Source organism: Brevibacillus parabrevis (assembly GCF_003710905.1).
Classification (GTDB): domain Bacteria; phylum Bacillota; class Bacilli; order Brevibacillales; family Brevibacillaceae; genus Brevibacillus; species Brevibacillus parabrevis.
On sequence record NZ_RHHV01000007.1, the window covers coordinates 1 to 20,176 of the forward strand.

Sequence of the window (20,176 nt, forward strand, 5' to 3'; positions counted from 1 at the left end):
ATTCAGTTTTGAAGGAACAAAACCTTCCATAATGGAGCTGTGGTGAAGTTGGAGTTCACGCCGGTCTGTCACACCGGAGGTCGCGGGTTCGAGTCCCGTCAGCTCCGCCATTTCTTGTTTCTAGAGAAGAAATGGCGAAAAAGTATGTGGCTCGGTAGCTCAGTCGGTAGAGCAGAGGACTGAAAATCCTCGTGTCGGCGGTTCGATTCCGTCCCGAGCCACCATGTGAGAGCCATTAGCTCAGTTGGTAGAGCATCTGACTTTTAATCAGAGGGTCGAAGGTTCGAGTCCTTCATGGCTCACCAGTTTTTACAAAACATAGAAAAAGAAAACACGATAAACTATGCGGACGTAGCTCAATTGGTAGAGCGTCGCCTTGCCAAGGCGAAGGTCGCGGGTTCGAGACCCGTCGTCCGCTCCATTTCCGTTCGTAAACACCACTTGCTATGCGCCAGTGGTGTTTTCCTGCTTTTACCTGTGAAATGAACACTTTAAAAGACGAGTCAGCTTGTAGGCTGGCACCGCTTCTGGTACGATACTTGAAGTGCTGCTCCTACGATGTTGGAGGTTTTATGAAACATACCAAAAGTATTTTGAAAAAAACGACTGTCGTTGACTTCAAACAAGATGCCACTTTTTTTGTTGACCGTGGTATGCGCTTTTTGAATCGGTACGACTATGAGAAAGCACTGCGATCGTTTCGGCGGGCTGTCGAGATGGAACCAGCCAACGCTGAGTGCCACTGTCATTTGGCTAGTGCCCTCGCTGAGACGGGGCAGTTTGAAGCATCGAATGAAGTCCTCTATGAGGTTATAGAAAAATGGGACCCGTCCATGGTAGAAGTGTATTTCTACATGGCGAACAACTACGCCAATCTCGAAGATTACCAGATGGCTGAAGAAATGGCTGTGCGCTATTTGCAGGAAGCCGGCAACGGACATTATCGGGAGGAAGCGGAAGAACTGCTCGATTACATTTACTTCGAGCTGGACTTGCCGCCGCGTCATTTTCTCCCGAGCGAAAATGAAGATGTGTACAGCAAACATGAGCGGGCACGTCGCAGCTTGGAAGAAGGTCGCTTCCTGGAGGCTTTGGACATTTTGAAAGAAATCGTGGAAGCCGACCCTGACTTTTTGCCAGCCTGGAACAATTTGTCCCTCGCCTATTATTACGTGGGCGACTTCCAGCAAGCGATGGAGACGATCGAGAAGACGCTGGAAAAAGAGCATGGCAATTTGCATGCCTTGTGCAATCTGGCTGTTTTGCTCTCCCATCACAACCATACTGTTGAGCTGCTGGCTTTGATGGACATGCTCAAAAAAGTCGTGCCGTTCCATCCGGAGAACACCTACAAGCTGGCGACGACCATGGGAGTCCTGGGACAGCATGACGAAGCTTTCTTCCACTATCAGCGAATGCTGCGCGCTGGCCGTCCGCACGAGGCTTGCACGTACCACTACGCGGCGATCTCGGCGTATTTGAGCGGACGAAAAGAGCAGGCACTGCGCTGGTGGCAAAAAGCAAAGCAGATGGACCCGGAATCCGGAATTGCTGACCAGTACATTCACATGGTAAAAAGCGAGCAAGAAGGGGAAACTATAAAGCCGATCCCTTATCAATACAATCCTCCGCAACGCGATGTTTCGTGGGAAAAAGCGCCTTTTACGGGAGTAGAGGATTTCAAAAACGATCCGATGATTCGTGCTTCGCTTTTGTGGGCTTTGCAGCATGGGCGGGACGAAGTCAAATTCGCCGTTTTGCAAACTTTGTCGTTGATCGGCGATGACGAGGCTGAACATGCCGTTCGCCAGTTTTACTACCAGACGGACAACCCTCAACTGCAAAAGCTGGCGTTGCTCGCTTTGGCTGACATGGGGGCGGCGATGCCTGAGGATGCGCCGGACTCGGCAAAGCACGCCAGCCACACGGGGATCGTACAAGGTGAGATGAGTGTGGAAGAGGGCATTCACCGCTACTTGATCGCAGAGGGCCAGCAGGAGGCAGGAGAGTGGTGCCTTCAGGTGTGGAACGTGCATCATGAATATATGCTCAGCCAAGTACAAGTGCGGAAAGCAGTTGCATGGATCGCTGCATTAGAATATGTATACGGAACTGTGGTAAACAGCAAGAAGTCGCAAGCGCACCTGGCTCAAAAGTACGGAGTTTCGGCTGCAACCGTCTCGAAGTGTGTCAAAGTATTGTCGACGCTTGATTTTAAATAGATTATTACTTTATAATAACTATAAATAAAGAAGCGTGTCAGACGAGGAGGCAACATATATGAGCGATCAAAAAGTTTATGATGTGATCATCGCCGGAGCCGGCCCTGCTGGTATGACGGCTGCTGTATACACTTCCCGCGCCAATATGAGCACTTTGATGCTGGAGAGAGGCATCCCGGGCGGTCAGATGGCCAACACCGAGGAAATCGAGAACTATCCAGGATTCAGCTCCATTCTCGGACCTGACCTGTCTACCAAAATGTTTGAACATGCGCAGTCATTCGGCGCTGAGTACGCTTATGGCGAGATCAAGGAAATCCGCGATGAAGAGCCGTACAAACGCGTCATCGCAGGCGACAAGGAATACTTGGCGAAATCTGTGATCGTTGCTACCGGAGCAGAGCACCGTCTGCTCGGAGTGCCGGGAGAAAAAGAACTGTCCGGCCGCGGCGTTTCGTATTGCGCGGTATGTGACGGAGCTTTCTTCCGCAACAAAGAGCTGGTTGTAGTAGGCGGCGGAGACTCTGCGGTTGAGGAAGCCGTATTCTTGACCCGCTTTGCTTCCAAAGTAACGATCGTACACCGTCGTGATCAGTTCCGCGCCCAAAAAATCTTGCAAAAACGCGCTTTTGAAAACGAAAAGATCGAAGTGATCTGGGATTCCGCCGTCAAAGAAATTCGCGGTGAAGGAAAAGTTCAATCCGTTCTTTTGGAAAACACCAAAACAGGTGAGCAAAGCGAGTTTGCGACAGATGGCGTGTTCATCTACGTAGGTATGGACCCACTGACAGAAAGCGTCCGTTCGCTGGGCATCACCAATGACGCTGGCTACATTGTGACTGATGAAAAAATGTACACGAAAGTAAAAGGCGTGTTCGCAGCCGGCGACGTTCGTGAAAAAATGCTGCGTCAAGTCGTAACCGCGACCGGAGACGGTTCGATCGCTGCTCAATCCGCGCAACATTACGTGGAAGAGCTGAACGAAAAGATAAAGGAACAAAATGTCACAATCTCTTAACGTGCTTGTAACATGGGTGAAATAATTCAAGGGTAAGATAAAGACAATGAATTGACCCCCTTATCTATATAAACATTGTTGCGTGGCTGAGAATGCAGTCGCGCATCTTTTTTTGTCCAAAAACAGCTTGTACGCTTTGGAAAAACAGATGGGAAAAGTGGGGAAGCGCCCAAAAAGGTGCGAATAGGGCAGTGATTATGGTATGCTATTGTCAGAATCGTAGGAGGCGAGTTGCGTGACGGAATTGGGAAACGACAAGGCCATTAATCTCCTGATCATTACCGGAATGTCAGGTGCGGGAAAAACAGTTGCTGTACAAAGCTTGGAGGATTTGGGTTATTTTTGCGTCGACAACCTGCCCCCTGTACTGATTCCCAAATTTGCCGAGTTGGTCAAACAGTCTGGCGGGAGTATTGAGCGTGTCGCTTTGGTTATCGATTTGCGGGGACGGGAGTTTTTCGAAAGTCTGTCCGTAACGATCGAGAGTCTGGAGCAGATGGAGGGATTGTCGTACCACATCCTCTATCTCGATGCGAACGATCAAACGCTGGTTTCCCGTTACAAGGAAACCCGTCGCAGACATCCGCTTTCACCGAACGGTTCCCCTCTGGAAGGAATACATGCTGAGCGCCGCTTGTTGCAGGAAATGAAGGGCTGGGCGCATCAGATTATCGATACGAGTCAAATGAAGCCGGCACAGCTTCGTGAAAAAATCATCAACCAATACGCACAACAAGGATCACCCCTTACGATCAATGTATTGTCGTTTGGCTTTAAATACGGTACGCCGATTGACGCGGACTTGATGTTTGATGTCCGGTTTTTGCCAAACCCTCACTACGTGGACGAATTGCGGCCCAAGACCGGATGTGATCCAGAAGTGGCTGATTACGTGATGAAACACAAGGAAACAAAAGAGTTCATCGAGAAGCTGACGGACTTTTTGGCGTATACGTTGCCGCATTACCAGCGGGAAGGGAAAAGCCAGTTGGTGATCGGCATCGGATGCACGGGAGGAAAACACCGTTCAGTCGCCATCGCCGAGCATTTGGGGGAGACGTTCGGAAAAGATTTTACCATCCGTGTCAGTCATCGAGACATGGAAAAGAACAAGTGAGCATAGGATGGCAGGAAGAAAAAGCAAGACGATGCACATGAGATAGCCACCTGTTTATTTGTATCAGAAATAATGAGGTGACATATGCCTACTAAGGGAATGGGGAGGCTACAGTCAAGGCCATTACGAATTGTCGTCATTGGCGGAGGAACGGGTCTGTCCGTCCTTTTGCGCGGTCTGAAGCATGAGCCGGTGCATATCACAGCGATCGTAACCGTAGCAGACGATGGGGGAAGCTCGGGACGTCTGCGCGAGGAAATGGATATGCTGCCACCGGGAGACATTCGCAATGTGTTGACTGCTTTGGCCGATACGGAGCCGTTGATGGAAAAAGTCATGCAGTACCGTTTTTCCTCAGGCACGGGATTAGCAGGGCATAATTTGGGAAATCTACTACTTGCGGCGATGAACGAAATCACGGGAGATTTTGTGACCGCAGTGAAAACGTTAAGCGGAGTTTTGGCAGTGCGAGGAGATGTACTGCCTGCATCTACGCAATCCATTCGTCTGAAAGCGGAGATGACGGATGGCTCCATCGTGGTGGGCGAATCCCAAATACCGCTGACGGGCAAGGAAATCAAACGGGTTTTCCTTGATCCTGTGGATGCTGTGCCGCTGAGCGAAGCTCTTTTGGCCATCGCCGAGGCGGATGCCATTTTAATTGGCCCGGGCAGCTTGTATACGAGCATACTGCCCAATTTGCTGGTGCGAGGCTTGTTTGCTGCGCTCAGACGCTCTACGGCCCCAAAGATTTACATTTGCAATGTAATGACACAGCCAGGAGAGACGGACGGTTTTTCCGCCTCCAAGCATGTGCAGGTTATGTACGAACATGTTAACGAATCATTTTTAGATACGATCATTGTCAACTCAGCAGAGCTGCCGAACCACGTATTGGAGAAATACGCGGAAAAAGGAGCTGCTCCCGTCCCGTGCGATCTGAAAAAGCTGCGTCAGCTCGGCTTGCATATTGTTGCAAAGCCGCTGGTCACATTCGAGGACGGTTACCTGCGTCATGATGCGCATGCAGTAAGCAAGCAAGTCGTTTCACTCGTCAAGCGCAGACGAAAGGTGCTGAAGATAGAGAAGGAGTAGTGAAGTTCGATGTCATTCGCCGCACATACCAAGAAAGAACTGACCATGATGGAGGGCGCCGATTGCTGCAACAAGGCCGAATTGTCTGCCTTGATCCGCATGAATGGGAGCTTGCAGTTCGGGGCAGGACGCCTGGTGCTGGATGTGACGACGGAAAACGCGGCGATTGCCAGAAGGATTTACACCTTGATCAAAAAGCTGTTTCAGACGCACTGTGAGCTGCTCGTCCGCAAAAAAATGCGTCTGAAAAAGAATAACGTCTACATCGTGCGTATACCCAACCAGGCCAATGAGATCTTGCAAAACCTGGCGATCATGGACAGCAGTCTCTCGTTCGTACCGGGGATCGCTCCTGAAATCGTGAAAAAGTCGTGTTGCCGGGCCGCCTACCTGCGTGGAGCTTTTCTGGCGGGCGGATCGGTCAATCACCCGGAAGCGTCCAGCTACCATCTGGAAATATTCACTTCCTACCAGGATTTCTGCGAAGCATTGACCAAGATCGCCAATCGGTATAAACTAAATGCCAAGTGCATCGAGCGGAAAAAAGGGTACGTCCTCTATATAAAAGAGGGCGAGAGAATTACCGAGTTTTTAAGTCTTATCGGTGCGCATCAGGCTCTCTTGTACTTCGAAGATGTCCGGATCGTCAAGGACATGCGAAACTCTGTAAACCGGCTGCATAATTGCGAGATTGCCAACATCAACAAAACGGTAAACGCTGCCACAAGACAGATGGAAAACATTCAGCTCATCGATCAGGAAATGGGGCTGGAGAATTTGCCCAGACGTCTGCGGGAAGTGGCGGAGCTTCGCGTGGCTCACCCCGATATCAATTTGAAAGAGTTGGGGGAAATGGTCCCGAGTGGAGTTGTCAGCAAATCGGGAATTAATCACCGCTTGCGAAAAATTAATGAAATCGCTGACAAAATACGAGAAAAACAAAATCTTTCGATGTAATTGCATGCTATACTAAAGGATAATAGTCTACAAGTAAGGAGGTCCATTCATGGTTCAACAGCAGGTTGTGGTTCAGTTGAAGACCGGTTTGCAGGCTCGTCCGGCTGCCTTTTTCGTGCAGGAGGCCAACCGCTTTGTATCGGAAGTATTCGTAGAAAAAGGCAACAAAAAAGTTAACGCGAAAAGCATCATGGGTATCATGAGCCTCGCGATCAGCTCCGGAACGGAGATTACCATTTTGGCGGAAGGGCCGGATGCCTCCCAGGCAGTATCGAGCCTCTCGACGTTGGTAAGCAAGGAAGAGTAGACAGATGGATGAAGACACTGTCCCGAAAGGGGAGTGTCTTTTTTTGTACAGATGCCCATGCATCAATTTCGTGAACGGAGGGTATTGCTAAACAATGTAGAGCGCAAAAAGGAGGAATGACTCATGAGCAATCGTGACACGTGTCAGGATAGCTGCAACGAAGGCCGGGATTCTTATGACATGGACATCGACCGGATGATCAATGAAGGGCTTGGCGGCGGAATCGTTTCTGATCAGAACGGTCTGATCGAAGAAACCAGCGTGGATACGATGACAGGGGCAAGCTCCGCGCAGCAAGCCTTAGAAAACGAGCGATAAGAGGGACGAAGCCATGGATCTGACAAGAGCGCAGGCAATCCTTTATTCTCCTGAGAAAATAAAGGTAGAATACCAGGGTGAATCGGTATGGATCGACTCTGTCGATGAGAAGACGTCCACAGCGCGTATTCATCAGGAAAGAAATCCGGGCAACAGCTTGACTGTGTATGTCAGCCAGTTGGAGGAATTGTGAAGTAGATGCAAAAAACACTCGGCCAGTCGTTGGCACGAGTGTTTTTGTGACGAAAGTCGTTACTTTTTCGCAGATGGCTCGGAAGTAATCACTTTGTCGATCAGTCCGTACTCTACTGCTTCCGCAGCGGAGAGGAAGTTGTCGCGATCCGTATCTTTTTGGATGCGATCCAGTGGCTGTCCTGTCCGTTCAGCCAGGATGGTGTTCAAGTGGTCGCGCATTTTCAAAATGCGTTTTGCCGCGATTTCGATATCGCTTGCTTGACCTTGTGCACCGCCCAGAGGCTGGTGAATCATGACTTCACTGTTCGGCAGGGCATAGCGCTTGCCTTTTGTTCCGGCAGCCAACAGGAAAGCTCCCATGGAAGCAGCCATTCCGATACAAATGGTGGAAACGTCAGGTTTGATGAAGTGCATCGTATCGTAAATCGCCATGCCGGCAGTGATGGAACCGCCCGGGCTATTTATGTACAGATGAATGTCTTTCTCCGGATCTTCCGCCTGAAGGAACAACAGCTGGGCCACCACAATGTTGGCTACCGTGTCGTTGATGGGAGTTCCCAGAAAGATGATGCGGTCTTTGAGCAGGCGCGAATAAATATCGTAAGCACGTTCACCGCGGTTTGTCTGTTCAATGACGGTTGGAATCAAATTCATGTGCATCTAGTCTTCCTCCTCTCTTTGTAAGATTATCATACACAAAAGGTCAATGAAGGTCAAACACATAAGTGCACGCCCTCCCTACCATGGTTGCCAAATTGTCTCTCTCTAAACCTATGGCGGAACGAATGATTTCATTCTTCCTCTGTGTCCTCCGCTTCCGCCAGATCAACGGCAAGCTTGAGCGTCGCCTTCATTTTTTTCCCTTTGATGATCGTATACTCGTCTATTTGCAAGGCCGATAAGTGATTGATGGCTTCTGCCAGCTCCTGCTGATTTTTGTACGGCTGGATCGTCAACAGGCATTCTTCGTCACTGGCTTCCTGGTATATCAGAAAAAATCGCTCGCCTGCCATGAAGGCACCCTCCCATCTTTATAATTATCCACAGTTTTATCCACAGGTTGTGCACAAAAACATTTGTTCGCGGGATAGCATGCGTTGATTCCCATAGTTTTGGCATAATTGGCTAATCCTTTACATAGGAAAAGTATGGAACAAAAAAGGAGGAATATGAAGATTTGTGTCGAAAAACACAAAATTGGAATTCATTTCATAACAATCAAGGGGTGTTTATTATGCTTCGCAAGTTTTCCACATTGATGCTGACAGCTGCTTTGCTGACCGGAAGCGTAGCTGCAACAGCGGCTTTTGCTCAAACGGCACCTGCCAAACAACAAATCAAAATCACGGTTCAACTTAACGGCAAAGAGCTGCCATTTCCTCAGGACATCGTGACCGAGAACGGGGTAGCTTATGTCAATGCAAGCACTTTGGCAGTCGCACTGGGCGGTGCAGCTGCTTGGGATTCCACAACCAAATCGCTGCTGGTTTCCAAAGACAACAAGTACGGCCTGCGCATGTATGAAAACAACACGTTTGCATACAAAAACGGAAAAGAAACCCGTGTAGCAAACCCGCCGCGTCCAGTGACTGGTGGCGTATTGGTACCGCTGGTGTTCATCGCGGAAGAGCTTGGTGCAAAAGTGTCCTACGATGCAAAAACATGGACATACAAACTGACTACTGAGATCAACAAGTAACGCTTTGGATGATTCCTCCGTTGTGATTGCCCTGTGGCTTCTCGTATAATAGAGAAAAAGCAGGCGCAATCGAGAGGGGACTTACAAAAATGCAAGGAACCACGTTTGCCAGTGTAGCGTTGCTGGTTGGCTTTGTGGTAGTGGCTATATACGTTATGTGCAAAGCGTATTCCCAAAAATACAAAGAGTAACAAATATTTACCAAAAAAGAAGCCGCACCTTTCACGGGTGTGGCTATTTTATTTAATTTTCAGAAAATATATCATAGAGGAATATAAACTTCCACAATAAAACAACCAAAATATTATCATTTCTATTGCAAATTTTCTAAAATATCCTACAATAAAAGAGTGATTCATAGTTTGCACGTAAATAAAGAGGGGGATGTTTCGCTATGAAGAAACAAAAATCACTGTCGATCCTGGCTGCTACCGTAGCACTGGGGACATTGCTTGCAGGCTGCGGGGGCGGCCAGTCCAGCGCACCACAATCGAATGCAAACGGCGGCGGAAGCACCGGAGGCGGAGGGGCTGGGGAAAAACTGGTCATCGCTGTAGTCGGTCCGATGTCCGGTCAATATTCCGATTACGGAAGCACGGCCAAAGCAGGTGCTGAATATGCCCTGAAAGAAAAACAAGAGGCGTTCAAAGCACTCGGCTTTGAAGTACAGCTTTCCGCACAAGACGACCAGGCTGACCCGAAACAAGGGGTAGCGGTCGCACAAATGTTGATTTCCAATCCTGATGTAGTAGGGGTTGTAGGCCACGCAACAACGGGTGCCTCCATCACTGCTGCTGCTCAATACGATCAAGAGAAGCTCGTCATGGTATCGCCATCTGCGACAGGCTCTGACCTGACGGAGCAAGGCAAAAAGATCGTACACCGCATCTGTGCGCGTGACGATCAGCAAGGCTCCAAGGCAGCGATCTATGCGAAAAACCAACTGGGCGTAAAAACAGCGTTCGTCATGCACGACAAGGCTGCTTACGGTCAAGGGCTTGCTGAAGAAGTGAAAAAGCAATTTGAAAAAGACGGCGTGGAAATTGTCGGCTTTGAAGGGGTAACAGCTGGAGAGAAAGATTACAGTGCCGTCATCAACCAGATCGTATCCAAAAATCCGGAAATGATCTACTTCGGCGGTTACTACTCCGATGCGGGCATTATCGTGAAGCAAGCGCGCGAAAAAGGCTACAAAGGCATCTTCATGGGTGGAGACGGCTACGACTCTGCTGACCTGGTGAAAATCGCTGGTGCCGAAAACGCGAACAACGTAGTGTTCACTTCTACTGTCGGCGATGTAGGGGCTACACCTGAAGGCAAGAAATGGATCGAAGACTTTGAAAAATCGACTGGCAACAAAGTGGGTATCTTCACATCCTTTGGCTATGACTCCATGGGTGTAATGCTCAGCGGTTTGGAAGAGGCGATCAAAGCGAACGGCGGCAAAAAGCCAACCCGTGAGCAAGTGCTGGAAGCTGTACACAAAACAAAAGACTACAAAGGCAAATTCGTTAACGTAACGTTCAACGAAAAAGGCGACAACGAGTTCGCGTCCGTATACGTGTACAAATACGAGAACGGTCAAAAAGTATACATCGGGGAAGCGAAATAATCGCTCAGTATGATCAGGCCGTTTCGGACATACTACGTTTGGCACGAAGACCAGCTAACATGAGGAGGGATTCGCATGTCAAACAATCGCAATACGAAAAACGGCGGCAATCAGGGACACAGCAGCAAGACGCAGGGCACGCAAAAGCAAAAGTCCGAGCGAGATCGCAACCTGAATAAGCAAGACCCGCAATAAGCAAAAGCCCACCCAAGCGAGCGATAAGCTCCTGGGTGGGTTTTTGTGTTTACCAGATTCCTTGCTTGCTCGGCAGGCGTTTTTCCGGATGGCCGTAGCCTTGATGCTTGCGGCTTCTGAGATTTTTGGCTTGTGATTCATGAATTTTGGCGACGAACTCACTCGTACTCAGCTTGGTAAAATCCATCGGGCACCTCCATGCGGTTTGGCTTGACGCCTTTCTTTAGGATAGCCCTTTTTCAGCGGCGACAATCGGCAACGTGATTTTTACCGTAGTTCCTTCCCCAGGCTTGCTGCTCACTTCCAGATGGCCGTCGTGGTCTTTGATGATTTTGCGGCTGATCATCAGCCCTAATCCGGTTCCATTGTCTTTGGTCGTGAAAAAAGGCTCGCCCAGCTTGGGAAGCAGCTCTTCCGGTATGCCGCAGCCATTGTCGGTAATCGTGATGACCACTTGGCCAGCGGCTTTTGCCGAAGTGGTCAGGGTGACATCTCCATGCCCGCTCATGGCCTCGATTGCATTTTTGATGACGTTGATAAACACTTGCTTGAGCTGGTTTTCTTCCCCGGAGATGAGAGGATCGCAGCCAAAAGCGGTGTGGAAGCGGATGTTCTTCAAGTTTGCTTCTGACGCCAGCAAGGTCAGCACATTTTTCAGCAAGAAGACCAGCGGGAGAGATTTGATCTTGACGTTGTGCGGCTTCGCGAGCACGAGCAACTCACTGACGATGAAATTGATTCGATCCAGCTCGGAAAGCATGATGTCTGCGTACATTTGATGATCAACCAGCGTCGGCTTCAACAGCTGAATAAAGCCGCGCAGCGAAGTGAGCGGATTGCGGATTTCGTGAGCGATGCCCGCTGCCAGCTCGCCGATGACAGAGAGTTTCTCGGCATTGCGCAGCAGCATTTCGTTGTTTCTCCGCTCGGTAATATCGCGGGAAACGATAATGAAGCCGTCGCATTCGCCGTTGTCGGCCAGGATCGGGGTTCCTTTTGCCTCCAGCACGAGCCAGTCGCCGCTCACCGTGCGATAGCGAAATTCACACGTTCGCGGCTCCAGCGTTTCCATTAAATCTTGAAATTGCAGGTCGACGCGCTCCAGATCATCCGGGTGAATGTTTTTGAAGGACAGCTTGCCGGCATGCCTCATCGTTCCCGTGACTCGCTCGTATGAGGGAGAGAGGTGGACGATGTCTCCGTGCTTGTCGGTAATCAAAATCAAATCGTCCGTGTGTTCCGCGATAAGTTGGCTTTCTTTTCTGATTTTGGACAAGGCCGCTTCAGATACTTTGCGCTCCATGACATTGCGGGAGACAAACATGACGTTTTTCACCGTGCCATCCTCGGAAGCAACGGGAATCCCGCGTGTCTCAAAAGAAATCCATGTTCCATTTTTGTGCCGGGAGCGAAATTCCAGGAAAACCGGCTGATTCTTTTCGAAAATTTCTTGCTTCTTGGTCAAAAGCAGGGGGAAATCGTCTGGATGTGTAATCTCCAGGCTGCCGGGGGAGACGAGTTCGGAAGGCAAATAGCCCAATTGCTGCTCGACAGAGGGGGAAACGTAGACACGCTTCAGCGACTCGTCGAAAATCGTGACGATATCTTGGGTATGGTCTATCAACAGTCGATACTTGGTTTCTGTTTGAAGCAACGCTTTTTCGACCCGTTTGCGCTCGGAAATGTCTCGCGTGAGGCACGAAGCGGCGATGATGCTTCCGTTTGCGTCGCGTATGGGGGCGGCGGACAACGTAACCTCCACCTGCGTGCCGTCTTTTCGCCTGCGGATCGTTTCGTAGTTGGTCAAATGCACGCCCATGTTTCGGACGGCATCAAACAACTGTCTCGTCTCGTTGACAAGCTCGTCCGGGATAAAGCAGTACGGGGAGGCGTTGATTTCCGCAAGCGACCAGCCGTAATACTGTTCAAATGCCTGATTGACCAAAACGATCTGGTTGTTCATGTCACTGATCGAGATGGCGTCTGTCGTAAAGTGAAAAAATGCTTTCAAAATCTGATCCGGGAAGAAGAGTCTCGCCGCGTCGGGGTGGGAGCGCCTTTTTTTCCACTTGTATGTGGGCGTGAGCTTATCTGTCATAGCTATCCTGCCTTGGCATTCAATTATTTGGATTTGCAGATTCGTGTCAAGATAGTCATAGTATTCGAGCTATTGGGGTTATTTTCCTATCACCAAATTCAGAATAGAAAGGGACAATATGGAAAACGAAAAATTGGCAAACGGAGGACGGTTCAAACTGGACGAAAAAATAGGCTATAATGAAAGAAGGAAAACAGGCGGAGGTGTCTTGCATGAGTACGGGGTTTATTGTTGCGTTGGTGATTGTCTTTGTCCTCATCATCGGACTCACGATATTGATTACAAACAAAGCTTATGCCCGCAAACCGGAGCAGGTAGATCCGCTTCCGGGGAAAGAACTGGCGCAGAAAGAGCTGGATCAGTAGCGCAGAACGAATGAATGGTTTGCCTGTGAGCCTGCGATGGGGATGTGCTGTCGCAGGCTTTCAGGTAGAAAGACAAGGTCAGACCGCGAAAAAACAAAAAAGACTGGAGCGAGTCCAGTCTTTTTTCATATGGTACGCCTGAAGGGAATCGAACCCCCGCACATGGTTCCGGAGACCATTGCTCTATCCACTGAGCTACAGGCGTATGATGTGAATGGGTGACACTAATCAATTATAAGGGATTACCACAGGAAAATGCAAACGAAAAACGAGATTTTGTGTGATTTTTTTTCATGAGTGTGAACAGAAGCGGAGCATTAATTTTTGCAGATCATCTTCAAAAATTGGCAGGAAAATTGCAAGAGAGAACGAATATAATGAAAATTAAAGAGACATCTCGCAAGAAGCAGTGGGAAGGGGGCGAACTTCATGAACATGGGACTGGGGTTGTATCAAGAACAGACGCTGAAATTAGTGATGACGCCGGAATTGCGTCAAGCCATTACCATATTGCAATACTCAGCTGTTGACCTGATTTCCTATTTGCAGGATCAGGCCAACGAAAATCCTGTATTCGACCTGGAAGTAGCGGGAGAAGTGGCCTCGGCGAAAGCCGAAAAGCCGACGCCAGAGATTGACTGGAAGGAAATCGTTGGCAACCGCGCGACGGGTGAGTACTCTCCGGCAAAAAATGAAAGCACTTACAACCCGTTGGATTATGTTCAGCAAGGCAGCGAAAACTTGTATGAGCATCTGGAGCGGCAGCTTGGCTACGTGAAGGGCTTCTCCCCTTTGCAAAGGCAAATCGCACTGTTTTTGATCGGAAACCTGGACGAAAAAGGTTACCTGGAAATAACGCTGGAGGAAGCGAGCCGCAATCTCGGAGTAGAGATGCTGGAGATTGAGGATGTACTGTCGGTCTTGCAGCACTTTGACCCGGTAGGAGTAGCGGCGCGCAGTCTGGAGGAATGTTTGCTGTTGCAGTTGGAGCACCTGGCGCTCGATGACGAGAAGATCGTCATGGTCGTCCGCAACCACCTGCAAGACCTCGCAGACAACCGTTACCAGCGCATTGCCGACAAAGTAGGCTGCACGCCGCAGGAAGTGCAGACGATGGCGGATCTCGTTCGGACGCTGAATCCCAGGCCGGGTGCTCAGTTCTCTCAATCCGAGACAAGATACGTCATCCCGGACGTGACCGTGGAAAAAGTCGGCAGCGAGTACGTGGTGCTAGTCAACGATGTGGCGGCTCCGCGCTTGAAAATCAACAGCTTTTATGAAAAAATGCTCAGTCAGCAAAAAAGCCAGGAAGAAGCGAAGCAGTTTATCCACGACAAGCTCAACGCCGCCATGTGGCTGGCGAAGAGCCTGGAACAGCGCCGTCTGACTCTCATGCGCGTAACGCAGGCGATCGTGGACATGCAACGCGACTTTTTTGACCGGGGCATCCATTATTTGAAGCCGATGACGCAAAAGGAAATCGCCGAGCGCGTCAGCTTGCATGAATCGACGATCAGCCGGGCAACCAGCAACAAATACGTGCAAACGCCGCGGGGAATTTTCGAGCTGAAATACTTTTTCACTTCGGCACTCACCACTTCCAGCGGGTCTGCAACGTCCTCCGAGAGCGTAAAACGCAGAATCAAGGCGCTGATTGAGCAGGAGGATCGCAAGGCGCCACTCTCCGACCAGAAGCTGGGGGAAATGCTGCTTGCAGAAGGAATCGAGATTTCTCGCCGCACGGTCGCCAAGTATCGGGAGGAAATGCTGATTCCATCCTCGGCCAAACGAAAGAGGTTTTAAAAGCCAATGAACAACAGGCAGCTTGAAATTGTCTTGTACGGACGAAAAAAATGCCATCTGTGCGAAGATGTGGAACTGATCATCCGCGCTTTGGCAGAGGAGTTTCCTTTACAGCTAAGCGTCGTGGATATCGAAAGCGATGAAACGTTGCACGAAGAGATGATGCTGGTGATTCCGGTAGTCGCGATTGATGGAGAGGTCGTATTTCGCTCGATCACTCATGTCGTGACCATGGAAGAGCTGCGAGCGGAATTTGCCAGGCGCCAGAATTGACTGAAAAAAGCTCCCCCTGTGCCAATATTTAGGTCAGGGGGAGCTTGCATGTTTGCCTGCGATATGCTACATTCAAGTTGTAGCAAGTGATCTTTTTTTTGTACGAATCGGGACAAAAAATGTATATACAGGGACAAAAAACGTCCCGATCAATTTTACAGCCAAGGATGTAAGCACATGCGACGTTTACTGGAACTGCAACAGAAGTTGCTGCCTGACCTGACCAGGGTCTTGCGTGAAAGGTACATGTTGCTCCGATCGATCTATCACTTGCAGCCGATTGGGCGCAGAGGGCTTGCTCAGGCGATGAACACTACCGAGCGCATTTTGCGTTCCGAGGTAGAGCTGTTGAAGGAGACAGGGCTTCTGACGGTTACCGCTGCGGGAATGCAGTTGAGCGGCGAAGGACAGCAAGTGTTGGACGACATGGAGCCGCTTGTCGGCGAGCTGTTTGGCCTCCGGGACTTGGCAGAAGGGCTGCAAAAGAAGCTCGGCATCCCGGAAGTGATCGTGGTGCAGGGCGATGCTGACCAGTCTCCCTGGGTCAAAGCCGAGCTTGGACGCGTAGGCGCGAGAGTTTTGAAGCAAGCGATCCAAGAGGGCGATATTGTCGCTGTGACTGGCGGCACTTCGATTGCCAGCGTAGCCAATCACCTGACGCCTTCTGCTTCGTTCAAGCATGTACAGTTCGTACCTGCTCGCGGCGGGCTGGGCGAGAGAGTGGAGCTGCAAGCCAACACGCTCGCTGCCGCGATGGCTGCCAAGACAGGGGCTACTTATCGGCTGCTGCACGTGCCGGATCGGTTGCACCCGGAAGCGCTGCAAACATTGCTCAAAGAGCCTCAGGTGCAAGACGTTCTCGCGCTTTTGCAAAATACGCGGATCGTGCTGCACGGGATTGGCGACGCGATCGCCATGGCTCGTCGGCGCAATTACTCCGAAGAAGAGCTGGCTGATCTGGCAGAAGCGGGAGCGGTATCCGAAGCGTTTGGCTACTACTTTAATGAAGCAGGCGAAACGGTCCACCGGATGCCGACTATCGGACTTCAGTTGGAAGAAGTGCACAAGGCTGAAACCGTGCTTTCCATAGCAGGGGGCGAAAGCAAGGCAAAAGCGATTCTTTCCTTTGCCAAACAATCGTGTCAGAATGTACTCATTACGGATGAGGGAGCGGCAAGAGCACTCTTGTCCACACGATTGTAACGGGGAAGGAAGCTGATCGTATGTCTACGGCGCAAGTTACGCCGATCCTGGCGATGATTGCGGGAATCGTGCTCAGTTTGTCGCTCGGTTTGCCGATCGCATGGGGGATTGTTTTTGCGATCCTGGTCACACTGGTAAGTGTAAGAAAGCTGGGCTTTTCCATCAGGCAGCAATTCGGCTTTGGCTGGGAAGGTGTCAAGAAGACGAAGCCGGTTCTCATGATCCTGTTTTTGGTGGGCGTGCTGATTCCGCTTTTGATGATGGGAGGAACGATACCCGCGATCATTTATTACGGGTTGTCCATCGTCAACGTCGACTATTTGTTCGTTCTCTCCTTTTTGCTGACAGGAGCAGTCAGTTACCTGCTTGGAACGTCTGTCGGCACGCTTAGCACCATCGGACTTTCCTTGATGGGGATTGCCCACGCAGCAGGGATATCGCCAGCGATTACGGGCGGAGCCTTGATCTCGGGAGCGATGGTGGGGGAACGATTTTCACCGATATCCAGCAGTCGTCTGCTTGTCCTCTCCAATGTAGGGATGACAGAAGCGCAAGATGGAAAAACGAGACGTCCTGCCATGCTTGCCACAGGCATATGCGCCGTTTTGTTTCTCGCTCTCGACCTGTTCCGGTCACAGGCAGGTTCAGGCGAAATGATTCAAATGTATCAGGAGCTTTTGACGAGCCACTTTTCGATTAACTGGCTGCTCATGCTGCCGCTGCTTGTCCTCATCGGGTCTTTTGCCCTGAGGATCAAGGCCGTAACGGCTCTTTTGCTCGGCATTGTCGTCAGTGCGGTGATGGTGCTCGTTCACGGACAGCTTGATGTCAGCACGTTTTTTTCCGCCATGCTGAACGGCTACGAGCTGCACTCAGGTACAAGGCTGGATCAGCTTGTACACGGCGGGGGGATGGTTGCCATTTTGAACGTCCTGCTGCTGATTGTTTTGGCAGGGTTTTTGAACGGCATATTGAACCAGGCCCAAATTCTTGCCCCGATTGTCGATAAATGGATGGGCGAGACGAAAAATCCGACGCTGCTGGTAGCGAAAGCAACTGCTTTGTCGCTCCTGGTCATCATCATCAGCTGTAACCAGACCATTCCGATTCTGGTGCTGGGAACGACGCTTTTGGACCGATTCTCCCAATGGAGCAAAGGGCGCGAGTTGCTGGGGAAAACCATGCTCGATTCTACGGTAGTCATGCCTGTGCTGATTCCGTGGAACGGATTGTCGATGATGATGGCTCTGACGCTGGGAGTTCCCACCGTACAGACGTTGCCCTTTGTATTTTTCAGCATTTTGTTGCCGATTGTCACCATTCTCTCCACCCGATGGTTTCTTCCGGAAGGTGGGATGATAGCCATAAAGAATAAAGCTAGTTAACGATCAGGAGGTTTTTCTCATGGTAAAAGTAGGGATTAACGGATTTGGACGAATTGGTCGCAACGTATTCCGCGCAGCACTTGGCAATCCGAACGTGGAAATCGTCGCAGTAAACGATCTGACTGACGCGAAAACGCTCGCTCACCTGCTGAAATACGATTCCGTGCACGGCGTTCTGGATCTCTCCGTAGAAGCGGGAGAAAACACGCTGATCGTAGGCGGAAAAGAAATCAAGGTTCTCGCAGAGCGTGATCCTGCTCAACTGAAATGGGCAGACTACGGCGTGGAAATCGTCGTGGAGTCTACTGGCCGATTCACGAAGCGTGAAGACGCAGCGAAGCACCTGGAAGGCGGAGCGAAAAAAGTCATCATTTCCGCCCCTGCTACCAATGAAGACATCACGGTCGTTATGGGTGTAAACGAAGACAAATACGATGCTGCGAAGCACACCGTCATCTCCAATGCATCCTGCACAACGAACTGCCTGGCTCCGTTTGCCAAAGTGCTCAACGATAAATTCGGCATCGTTCGCGGCTTGATGACTACCGTTCACTCCTACACCAACGACCAACAAATTCTCGACCTGCCGCACAAAGACTTGCGTCGTGCCCGTGCCGCTGCGGAAAACATCATTCCTACCTCCACTGGAGCAGCGAAAGCAGTAGCGCTCGTACTGCCTGAGCTGAAAGGAAAGCTGAACGGCTTCGCTATGCGCGTGCCAACTCCAAACGTGTCGGTTGTCGACCTGGTCGTTGAGCTGAAAGCTGACGTAACGGTAGATGAAGTGAACAGCGCGCTGAAAGAAGCAGCTGAAGGTCCGATGAAAAACATTCTGGGCTACTCCGAAGACCCGCTTGTATCGTCCGACTACAACGGAAACCCGGCGTCCTCCACAATCGATGCTCTGTCCACTATGGTACTGGAAGGAAACATGGTGAAAGTAGTTTCCTGGTACGACAACGAGTGGGGTTATTCCAATCGTGTCGTAGACTTGTGTCATTTTGTTGCACAGCGCGGCTTCTAACACGTAAAATAGAACTGTTGTGAAAAAAGGGAGAGCAATCTCCCTTTTCCCATATGTTTTTTCCGAATAAAAAGCCATTGATTTGGGAGGATCGTTCATGAACAAGAAATCTATCCGCGATGTTGAGCTGGCAGGCAAGCGCGTATTTTGCCGTGTCGACTTTAATGTGCCGATGCAGGACGGGACCATCACAGATGATACTCGCATCCGTGCCGCTGTGCCAACCATCCGTTTCCTGATGGAAAAAGGAGCGAAAGTAATCCTGGCGAGCCATTTTGGCCGTCCAAAGGGGCAAGTAGTCGAAGAGATGCGCCTTACTCCTGTCGCGTCCCATCTGTCTGCGCTCCTGGACAAGGAAGTCCGTAAGCTTGACGATTCCACAGGGGCAGATGTCGAAGCGGTAGTAGGAAGCATGGAAAACGGCGACGTGATCTTGCTGGAAAACGTACGCTTCCATGCGGGAGAAGAAAAGAACGATCCAGAACTGGCAAAAAGCTTTGCGGCGCTGGCCGATCTGTTTGTCAATGACGCTTTTGGAGCCGCACACCGGGCACATGCTTCTACAGCAGGAATTGCCCAGTACATACCGGCTGTTGCGGGGCTTTTGATGGAAAAGGAAATCCGCTTCATGGGCGGAGCCTTGTCCAAGCCGGAGCGTCCATTTACGGCGATCGTCGGCGGAGCAAAGGTCAAAGATAAAATTGCTGTCATCGAAAATCTGCTGACCAAAGTGGATCACTTGATCATCGGCGGCGGCATGGCGAATACATTCCTCAAAGCACAGGGCTACGGCATCGGTGCTTCGCTGTGTGAGGATGACAAGCTCGATCTGGCGCGCAGCTTGATGGAGCAGGCAAAAGAGCGCGGCGTCCAGTTGCTGATGCCAGTCGACGTCGTTGTCGCAGACCGTTTTGCGGCAGATGCCGAGAAAAAGGTTGTGGCGCTCGACGCGATTCCGGAAGGCTGGATGGCGCTCGACATCGGGCCAAAAACGGTGGAGCAATACCACAGTGTAATCGTAGAGTCCAAAACGGTTGTCTGGAACGGTCCTATGGGCGTATTTGAAATGGACGCTTTTGCAGCTGGCACGATTGGCGTAGCCAAAGCGATGGCTGCGTGCACAGGAACGACGATCATCGGCGGCGGCGATTCGGTAGCTGCGGTGGAAAAAGCAGGCGTAGCCGAGCAGATGACCCACATTTCTACAGGTGGCGGAGCGTCTCTGGAGTTTATGGAAGGCAAAGAACTGCCGGGCGTTGCTGTACTGGCAGATCACGAATAAGAGCGAAG

General features: G+C 50.5%; 21 protein-coding genes and 5 tRNA genes. 21 read left to right on the plus strand and 5 right to left on the minus strand.

The window, feature by feature from the left end; genetic code table 11:
* Window positions 1-33: 33 nt before the first annotated feature.
* From EDM60_RS08865 to EDM60_RS08920, 12 genes are all read left to right on the plus strand, one after another.
* A tRNA-Asp gene (locus tag EDM60_RS08865) sits at window positions 34-110 on the plus strand.
* Window positions 111-148: 38 nt separating this feature from the next.
* Window positions 149-224 (plus strand) — tRNA-Phe (locus EDM60_RS08870).
* A gap of 5 nt (window positions 225-229) precedes the next feature.
* Window positions 230-305, plus strand: a tRNA-Lys gene (locus EDM60_RS08875).
* Window positions 306-345: 40 nt separating this feature from the next.
* Window positions 346-421: transfer RNA gene (locus EDM60_RS08880), tRNA-Gly, on the plus strand.
* A 151-nt stretch (window positions 422-572) separates the two neighbouring features.
* A complete protein-coding gene (locus tag EDM60_RS08885) occupies window positions 573-2,222 on the plus strand; it encodes a tetratricopeptide repeat protein (protein ID WP_122963658.1) in 1,650 nt (549 codons plus the stop codon).
* Window positions 2,223-2,280: 58 nt separating this feature from the next.
* The gene (gene trxB / locus EDM60_RS08890; protein ID WP_122963659.1) at window positions 2,281-3,240 is read left to right on the plus strand and encodes a thioredoxin-disulfide reductase; all 960 of its coding nucleotides are present in this window, start codon (window positions 2,281-2,283) and stop codon (window positions 3,238-3,240) included.
* 235 nt (window positions 3,241-3,475) lie between these two features.
* Window positions 3,476-4,357 carry an RNase adapter RapZ gene (rapZ, locus tag EDM60_RS08895; RefSeq protein ID WP_122963660.1) on the plus strand — a complete coding sequence of 294 codons (882 nt, stop codon included), beginning with the start codon at window positions 3,476-3,478 and terminating at the stop codon, window positions 4,355-4,357.
* 84 nt (window positions 4,358-4,441) lie between these two features.
* Window positions 4,442-5,452, plus strand: a complete 1,011-nt coding sequence (locus EDM60_RS08900) for a gluconeogenesis factor YvcK family protein (RefSeq protein WP_122963661.1) — start codon at window positions 4,442-4,444, stop codon at window positions 5,450-5,452.
* A gap of 9 nt (window positions 5,453-5,461) precedes the next feature.
* Window positions 5,462-6,409 carry a DNA-binding protein WhiA gene (whiA, locus tag EDM60_RS08905; protein ID WP_122963662.1) on the plus strand — a complete coding sequence of 316 codons (948 nt, stop codon included), beginning with the start codon at window positions 5,462-5,464 and terminating at the stop codon, window positions 6,407-6,409.
* Between the two features lie 49 nt (window positions 6,410-6,458).
* Window positions 6,459-6,716, plus strand: coding sequence for an HPr family phosphocarrier protein (locus tag EDM60_RS08910; protein ID WP_063230990.1), 258 nt, complete (start codon window positions 6,459-6,461; stop codon window positions 6,714-6,716).
* 123 nt (window positions 6,717-6,839) lie between these two features.
* Window positions 6,840-7,034, plus strand: coding sequence for a hypothetical protein (locus EDM60_RS08915; RefSeq protein ID WP_063230989.1), 195 nt, complete (start codon window positions 6,840-6,842; stop codon window positions 7,032-7,034).
* Window positions 7,035-7,047: 13 nt separating this feature from the next.
* The gene (locus tag EDM60_RS08920) at window positions 7,048-7,227 is read left to right on the plus strand and encodes an H-type small acid-soluble spore protein (protein ID WP_122963663.1); all 180 of its coding nucleotides are present in this window, start codon (window positions 7,048-7,050) and stop codon (window positions 7,225-7,227) included.
* Between the two features lie 59 nt (window positions 7,228-7,286).
* Here the strand turns inward: EDM60_RS08920 and clpP are convergent, their stop codons facing one another.
* Both clpP and EDM60_RS08930 read right to left on the minus strand, forming a co-directional pair.
* Complete coding sequence (gene clpP / locus EDM60_RS08925) at window positions 7,287-7,889, minus strand: ATP-dependent Clp endopeptidase proteolytic subunit ClpP (protein ID WP_122963664.1); 603 nt, start codon at window positions 7,887-7,889, stop codon at window positions 7,287-7,289.
* A gap of 131 nt (window positions 7,890-8,020) precedes the next feature.
* Window positions 8,021-8,242 (minus strand): hypothetical protein, encoded by a 222-nt coding sequence (locus EDM60_RS08930; RefSeq protein WP_063230986.1) that lies wholly within the window; start codon window positions 8,240-8,242, stop codon window positions 8,021-8,023.
* Window positions 8,243-8,463: 221 nt separating this feature from the next.
* On the opposite strand from EDM60_RS08930, the gene EDM60_RS08935 reads away from it, so the two are divergent.
* Complete coding sequence (locus EDM60_RS08935) at window positions 8,464-8,928, plus strand: copper amine oxidase N-terminal domain-containing protein (protein WP_122963665.1); 465 nt, start codon at window positions 8,464-8,466, stop codon at window positions 8,926-8,928.
* 394 nt (window positions 8,929-9,322) lie between these two features.
* Entirely contained in the window at window positions 9,323-10,540 is a 1,218-nt protein-coding gene (locus tag EDM60_RS08940) for a branched-chain amino acid ABC transporter substrate-binding protein (RefSeq protein ID WP_122963666.1), read from the plus strand.
* 244 nt (window positions 10,541-10,784) lie between these two features.
* Here the strand turns inward: EDM60_RS08940 and EDM60_RS08945 are convergent, their stop codons facing one another.
* Together EDM60_RS08945 and EDM60_RS08950 are read right to left on the minus strand one after the other, a co-directional pair.
* Window positions 10,785-10,922 (minus strand): DUF4023 domain-containing protein, encoded by a 138-nt coding sequence (locus EDM60_RS08945; protein WP_122963667.1) that lies wholly within the window; start codon window positions 10,920-10,922, stop codon window positions 10,785-10,787.
* Between the two features lie 36 nt (window positions 10,923-10,958).
* On the minus strand, window positions 10,959-12,833 hold the full coding sequence (locus tag EDM60_RS08950) for a PAS domain-containing sensor histidine kinase (protein ID WP_122963668.1): 1,875 nt from the start codon (window positions 12,831-12,833) through the stop codon (window positions 10,959-10,961).
* 212 nt (window positions 12,834-13,045) lie between these two features.
* Between EDM60_RS08950 and EDM60_RS28495 the strand changes: the two genes are divergently transcribed.
* The gene (locus EDM60_RS28495) at window positions 13,046-13,198 is read left to right on the plus strand and encodes a hypothetical protein (protein WP_167470261.1); all 153 of its coding nucleotides are present in this window, start codon (window positions 13,046-13,048) and stop codon (window positions 13,196-13,198) included.
* A 130-nt stretch (window positions 13,199-13,328) separates the two neighbouring features.
* Here EDM60_RS28495 and EDM60_RS08960 read toward each other — a convergent pair.
* Window positions 13,329-13,403 (minus strand) — tRNA-Arg (locus tag EDM60_RS08960).
* Window positions 13,404-13,627: 224 nt separating this feature from the next.
* On the opposite strand from EDM60_RS08960, the gene rpoN reads away from it, so the two are divergent.
* The 6 genes from rpoN to EDM60_RS08990 all read left to right on the plus strand — a co-directional run bounded on the left by rpoN (window position 13,628) and on the right by EDM60_RS08990 (window position 20,168).
* A complete protein-coding gene (rpoN, locus tag EDM60_RS08965) occupies window positions 13,628-15,001 on the plus strand; it encodes an RNA polymerase factor sigma-54 (protein ID WP_122963670.1) in 1,374 nt (457 codons plus the stop codon).
* 6 nt (window positions 15,002-15,007) lie between these two features.
* Window positions 15,008-15,274: a glutaredoxin family protein gene (locus tag EDM60_RS08970; protein WP_122963671.1), complete on the plus strand. Its 267-nt coding sequence runs from the start codon at window positions 15,008-15,010 to the stop codon at window positions 15,272-15,274.
* A gap of 177 nt (window positions 15,275-15,451) precedes the next feature.
* Window positions 15,452-16,477 carry a sugar-binding transcriptional regulator gene (locus EDM60_RS08975; protein WP_122963672.1) on the plus strand — a complete coding sequence of 342 codons (1,026 nt, stop codon included), beginning with the start codon at window positions 15,452-15,454 and terminating at the stop codon, window positions 16,475-16,477.
* 20 nt (window positions 16,478-16,497) lie between these two features.
* Entirely contained in the window at window positions 16,498-17,862 is a 1,365-nt protein-coding gene (locus EDM60_RS08980) for a Na+/H+ antiporter NhaC family protein (RefSeq protein WP_122963673.1), read from the plus strand.
* A gap of 19 nt (window positions 17,863-17,881) precedes the next feature.
* Entirely contained in the window at window positions 17,882-18,886 is a 1,005-nt protein-coding gene (gene gap / locus EDM60_RS08985; RefSeq protein WP_063230979.1) for a type I glyceraldehyde-3-phosphate dehydrogenase, read from the plus strand.
* A gap of 97 nt (window positions 18,887-18,983) precedes the next feature.
* On the plus strand, window positions 18,984-20,168 hold the full coding sequence (locus EDM60_RS08990; RefSeq protein ID WP_122963674.1) for a phosphoglycerate kinase: 1,185 nt from the start codon (window positions 18,984-18,986) through the stop codon (window positions 20,166-20,168).
* Window positions 20,169-20,176: the final 8 nt, after the last annotated feature.

Excerpts from the sequence above, each read along its gene's own strand:
- gap (WP_063230979.1), top strand. The coding sequence starts at position 17,882 with ATGGTAAAAGTAGGGATTAACGGATTTGGACGAATTGGTCGCAACGTA.
- EDM60_RS08945 (WP_122963667.1), bottom strand. The coding sequence starts at position 10,922 with ATGGATTTTACCAAGCTGAGTACGAGTGAGTTCGTCGCCAAAATTCAT.
- EDM60_RS28495 (WP_167470261.1), top strand. The coding sequence starts at position 13,046 with ATGAGTACGGGGTTTATTGTTGCGTTGGTGATTGTCTTTGTCCTCATC.
- EDM60_RS08935 (WP_122963665.1), top strand. The coding sequence starts at position 8,464 with ATGCTTCGCAAGTTTTCCACATTGATGCTGACAGCTGCTTTGCTGACC.
- EDM60_RS08910 (WP_063230990.1), top strand. The coding sequence starts at position 6,459 with ATGGTTCAACAGCAGGTTGTGGTTCAGTTGAAGACCGGTTTGCAGGCT.
- EDM60_RS08940 (WP_122963666.1), top strand. The coding sequence starts at position 9,323 with ATGAAGAAACAAAAATCACTGTCGATCCTGGCTGCTACCGTAGCACTG.
- rpoN (WP_122963670.1), top strand. The coding sequence starts at position 13,628 with ATGAACATGGGACTGGGGTTGTATCAAGAACAGACGCTGAAATTAGTG.
- EDM60_RS08970 (WP_122963671.1), top strand. The coding sequence starts at position 15,008 with ATGAACAACAGGCAGCTTGAAATTGTCTTGTACGGACGAAAAAAATGC.
- EDM60_RS08950 (WP_122963668.1), bottom strand. The coding sequence starts at position 12,833 with ATGACAGATAAGCTCACGCCCACATACAAGTGGAAAAAAAGGCGCTCC.
- EDM60_RS08885 (WP_122963658.1), top strand. The coding sequence starts at position 573 with ATGAAACATACCAAAAGTATTTTGAAAAAAACGACTGTCGTTGACTTC.
- EDM60_RS08920 (WP_122963663.1), top strand. The coding sequence starts at position 7,048 with ATGGATCTGACAAGAGCGCAGGCAATCCTTTATTCTCCTGAGAAAATA.
- EDM60_RS08900 (WP_122963661.1), top strand. The coding sequence starts at position 4,442 with ATGCCTACTAAGGGAATGGGGAGGCTACAGTCAAGGCCATTACGAATT.
- EDM60_RS08975 (WP_122963672.1), top strand. The coding sequence starts at position 15,452 with ATGCGACGTTTACTGGAACTGCAACAGAAGTTGCTGCCTGACCTGACC.
- EDM60_RS08980 (WP_122963673.1), top strand. The coding sequence starts at position 16,498 with ATGTCTACGGCGCAAGTTACGCCGATCCTGGCGATGATTGCGGGAATC.
- EDM60_RS08990 (WP_122963674.1), top strand. The coding sequence starts at position 18,984 with ATGAACAAGAAATCTATCCGCGATGTTGAGCTGGCAGGCAAGCGCGTA.
- EDM60_RS08915 (WP_063230989.1), top strand. The coding sequence starts at position 6,840 with ATGAGCAATCGTGACACGTGTCAGGATAGCTGCAACGAAGGCCGGGAT.
- clpP (WP_122963664.1), bottom strand. The coding sequence starts at position 7,889 with ATGCACATGAATTTGATTCCAACCGTCATTGAACAGACAAACCGCGGT.
- EDM60_RS08930 (WP_063230986.1), bottom strand. The coding sequence starts at position 8,242 with ATGGCAGGCGAGCGATTTTTTCTGATATACCAGGAAGCCAGTGACGAA.
- trxB (WP_122963659.1), top strand. The coding sequence starts at position 2,281 with ATGAGCGATCAAAAAGTTTATGATGTGATCATCGCCGGAGCCGGCCCT.
- whiA (WP_122963662.1), top strand. The coding sequence starts at position 5,462 with ATGTCATTCGCCGCACATACCAAGAAAGAACTGACCATGATGGAGGGC.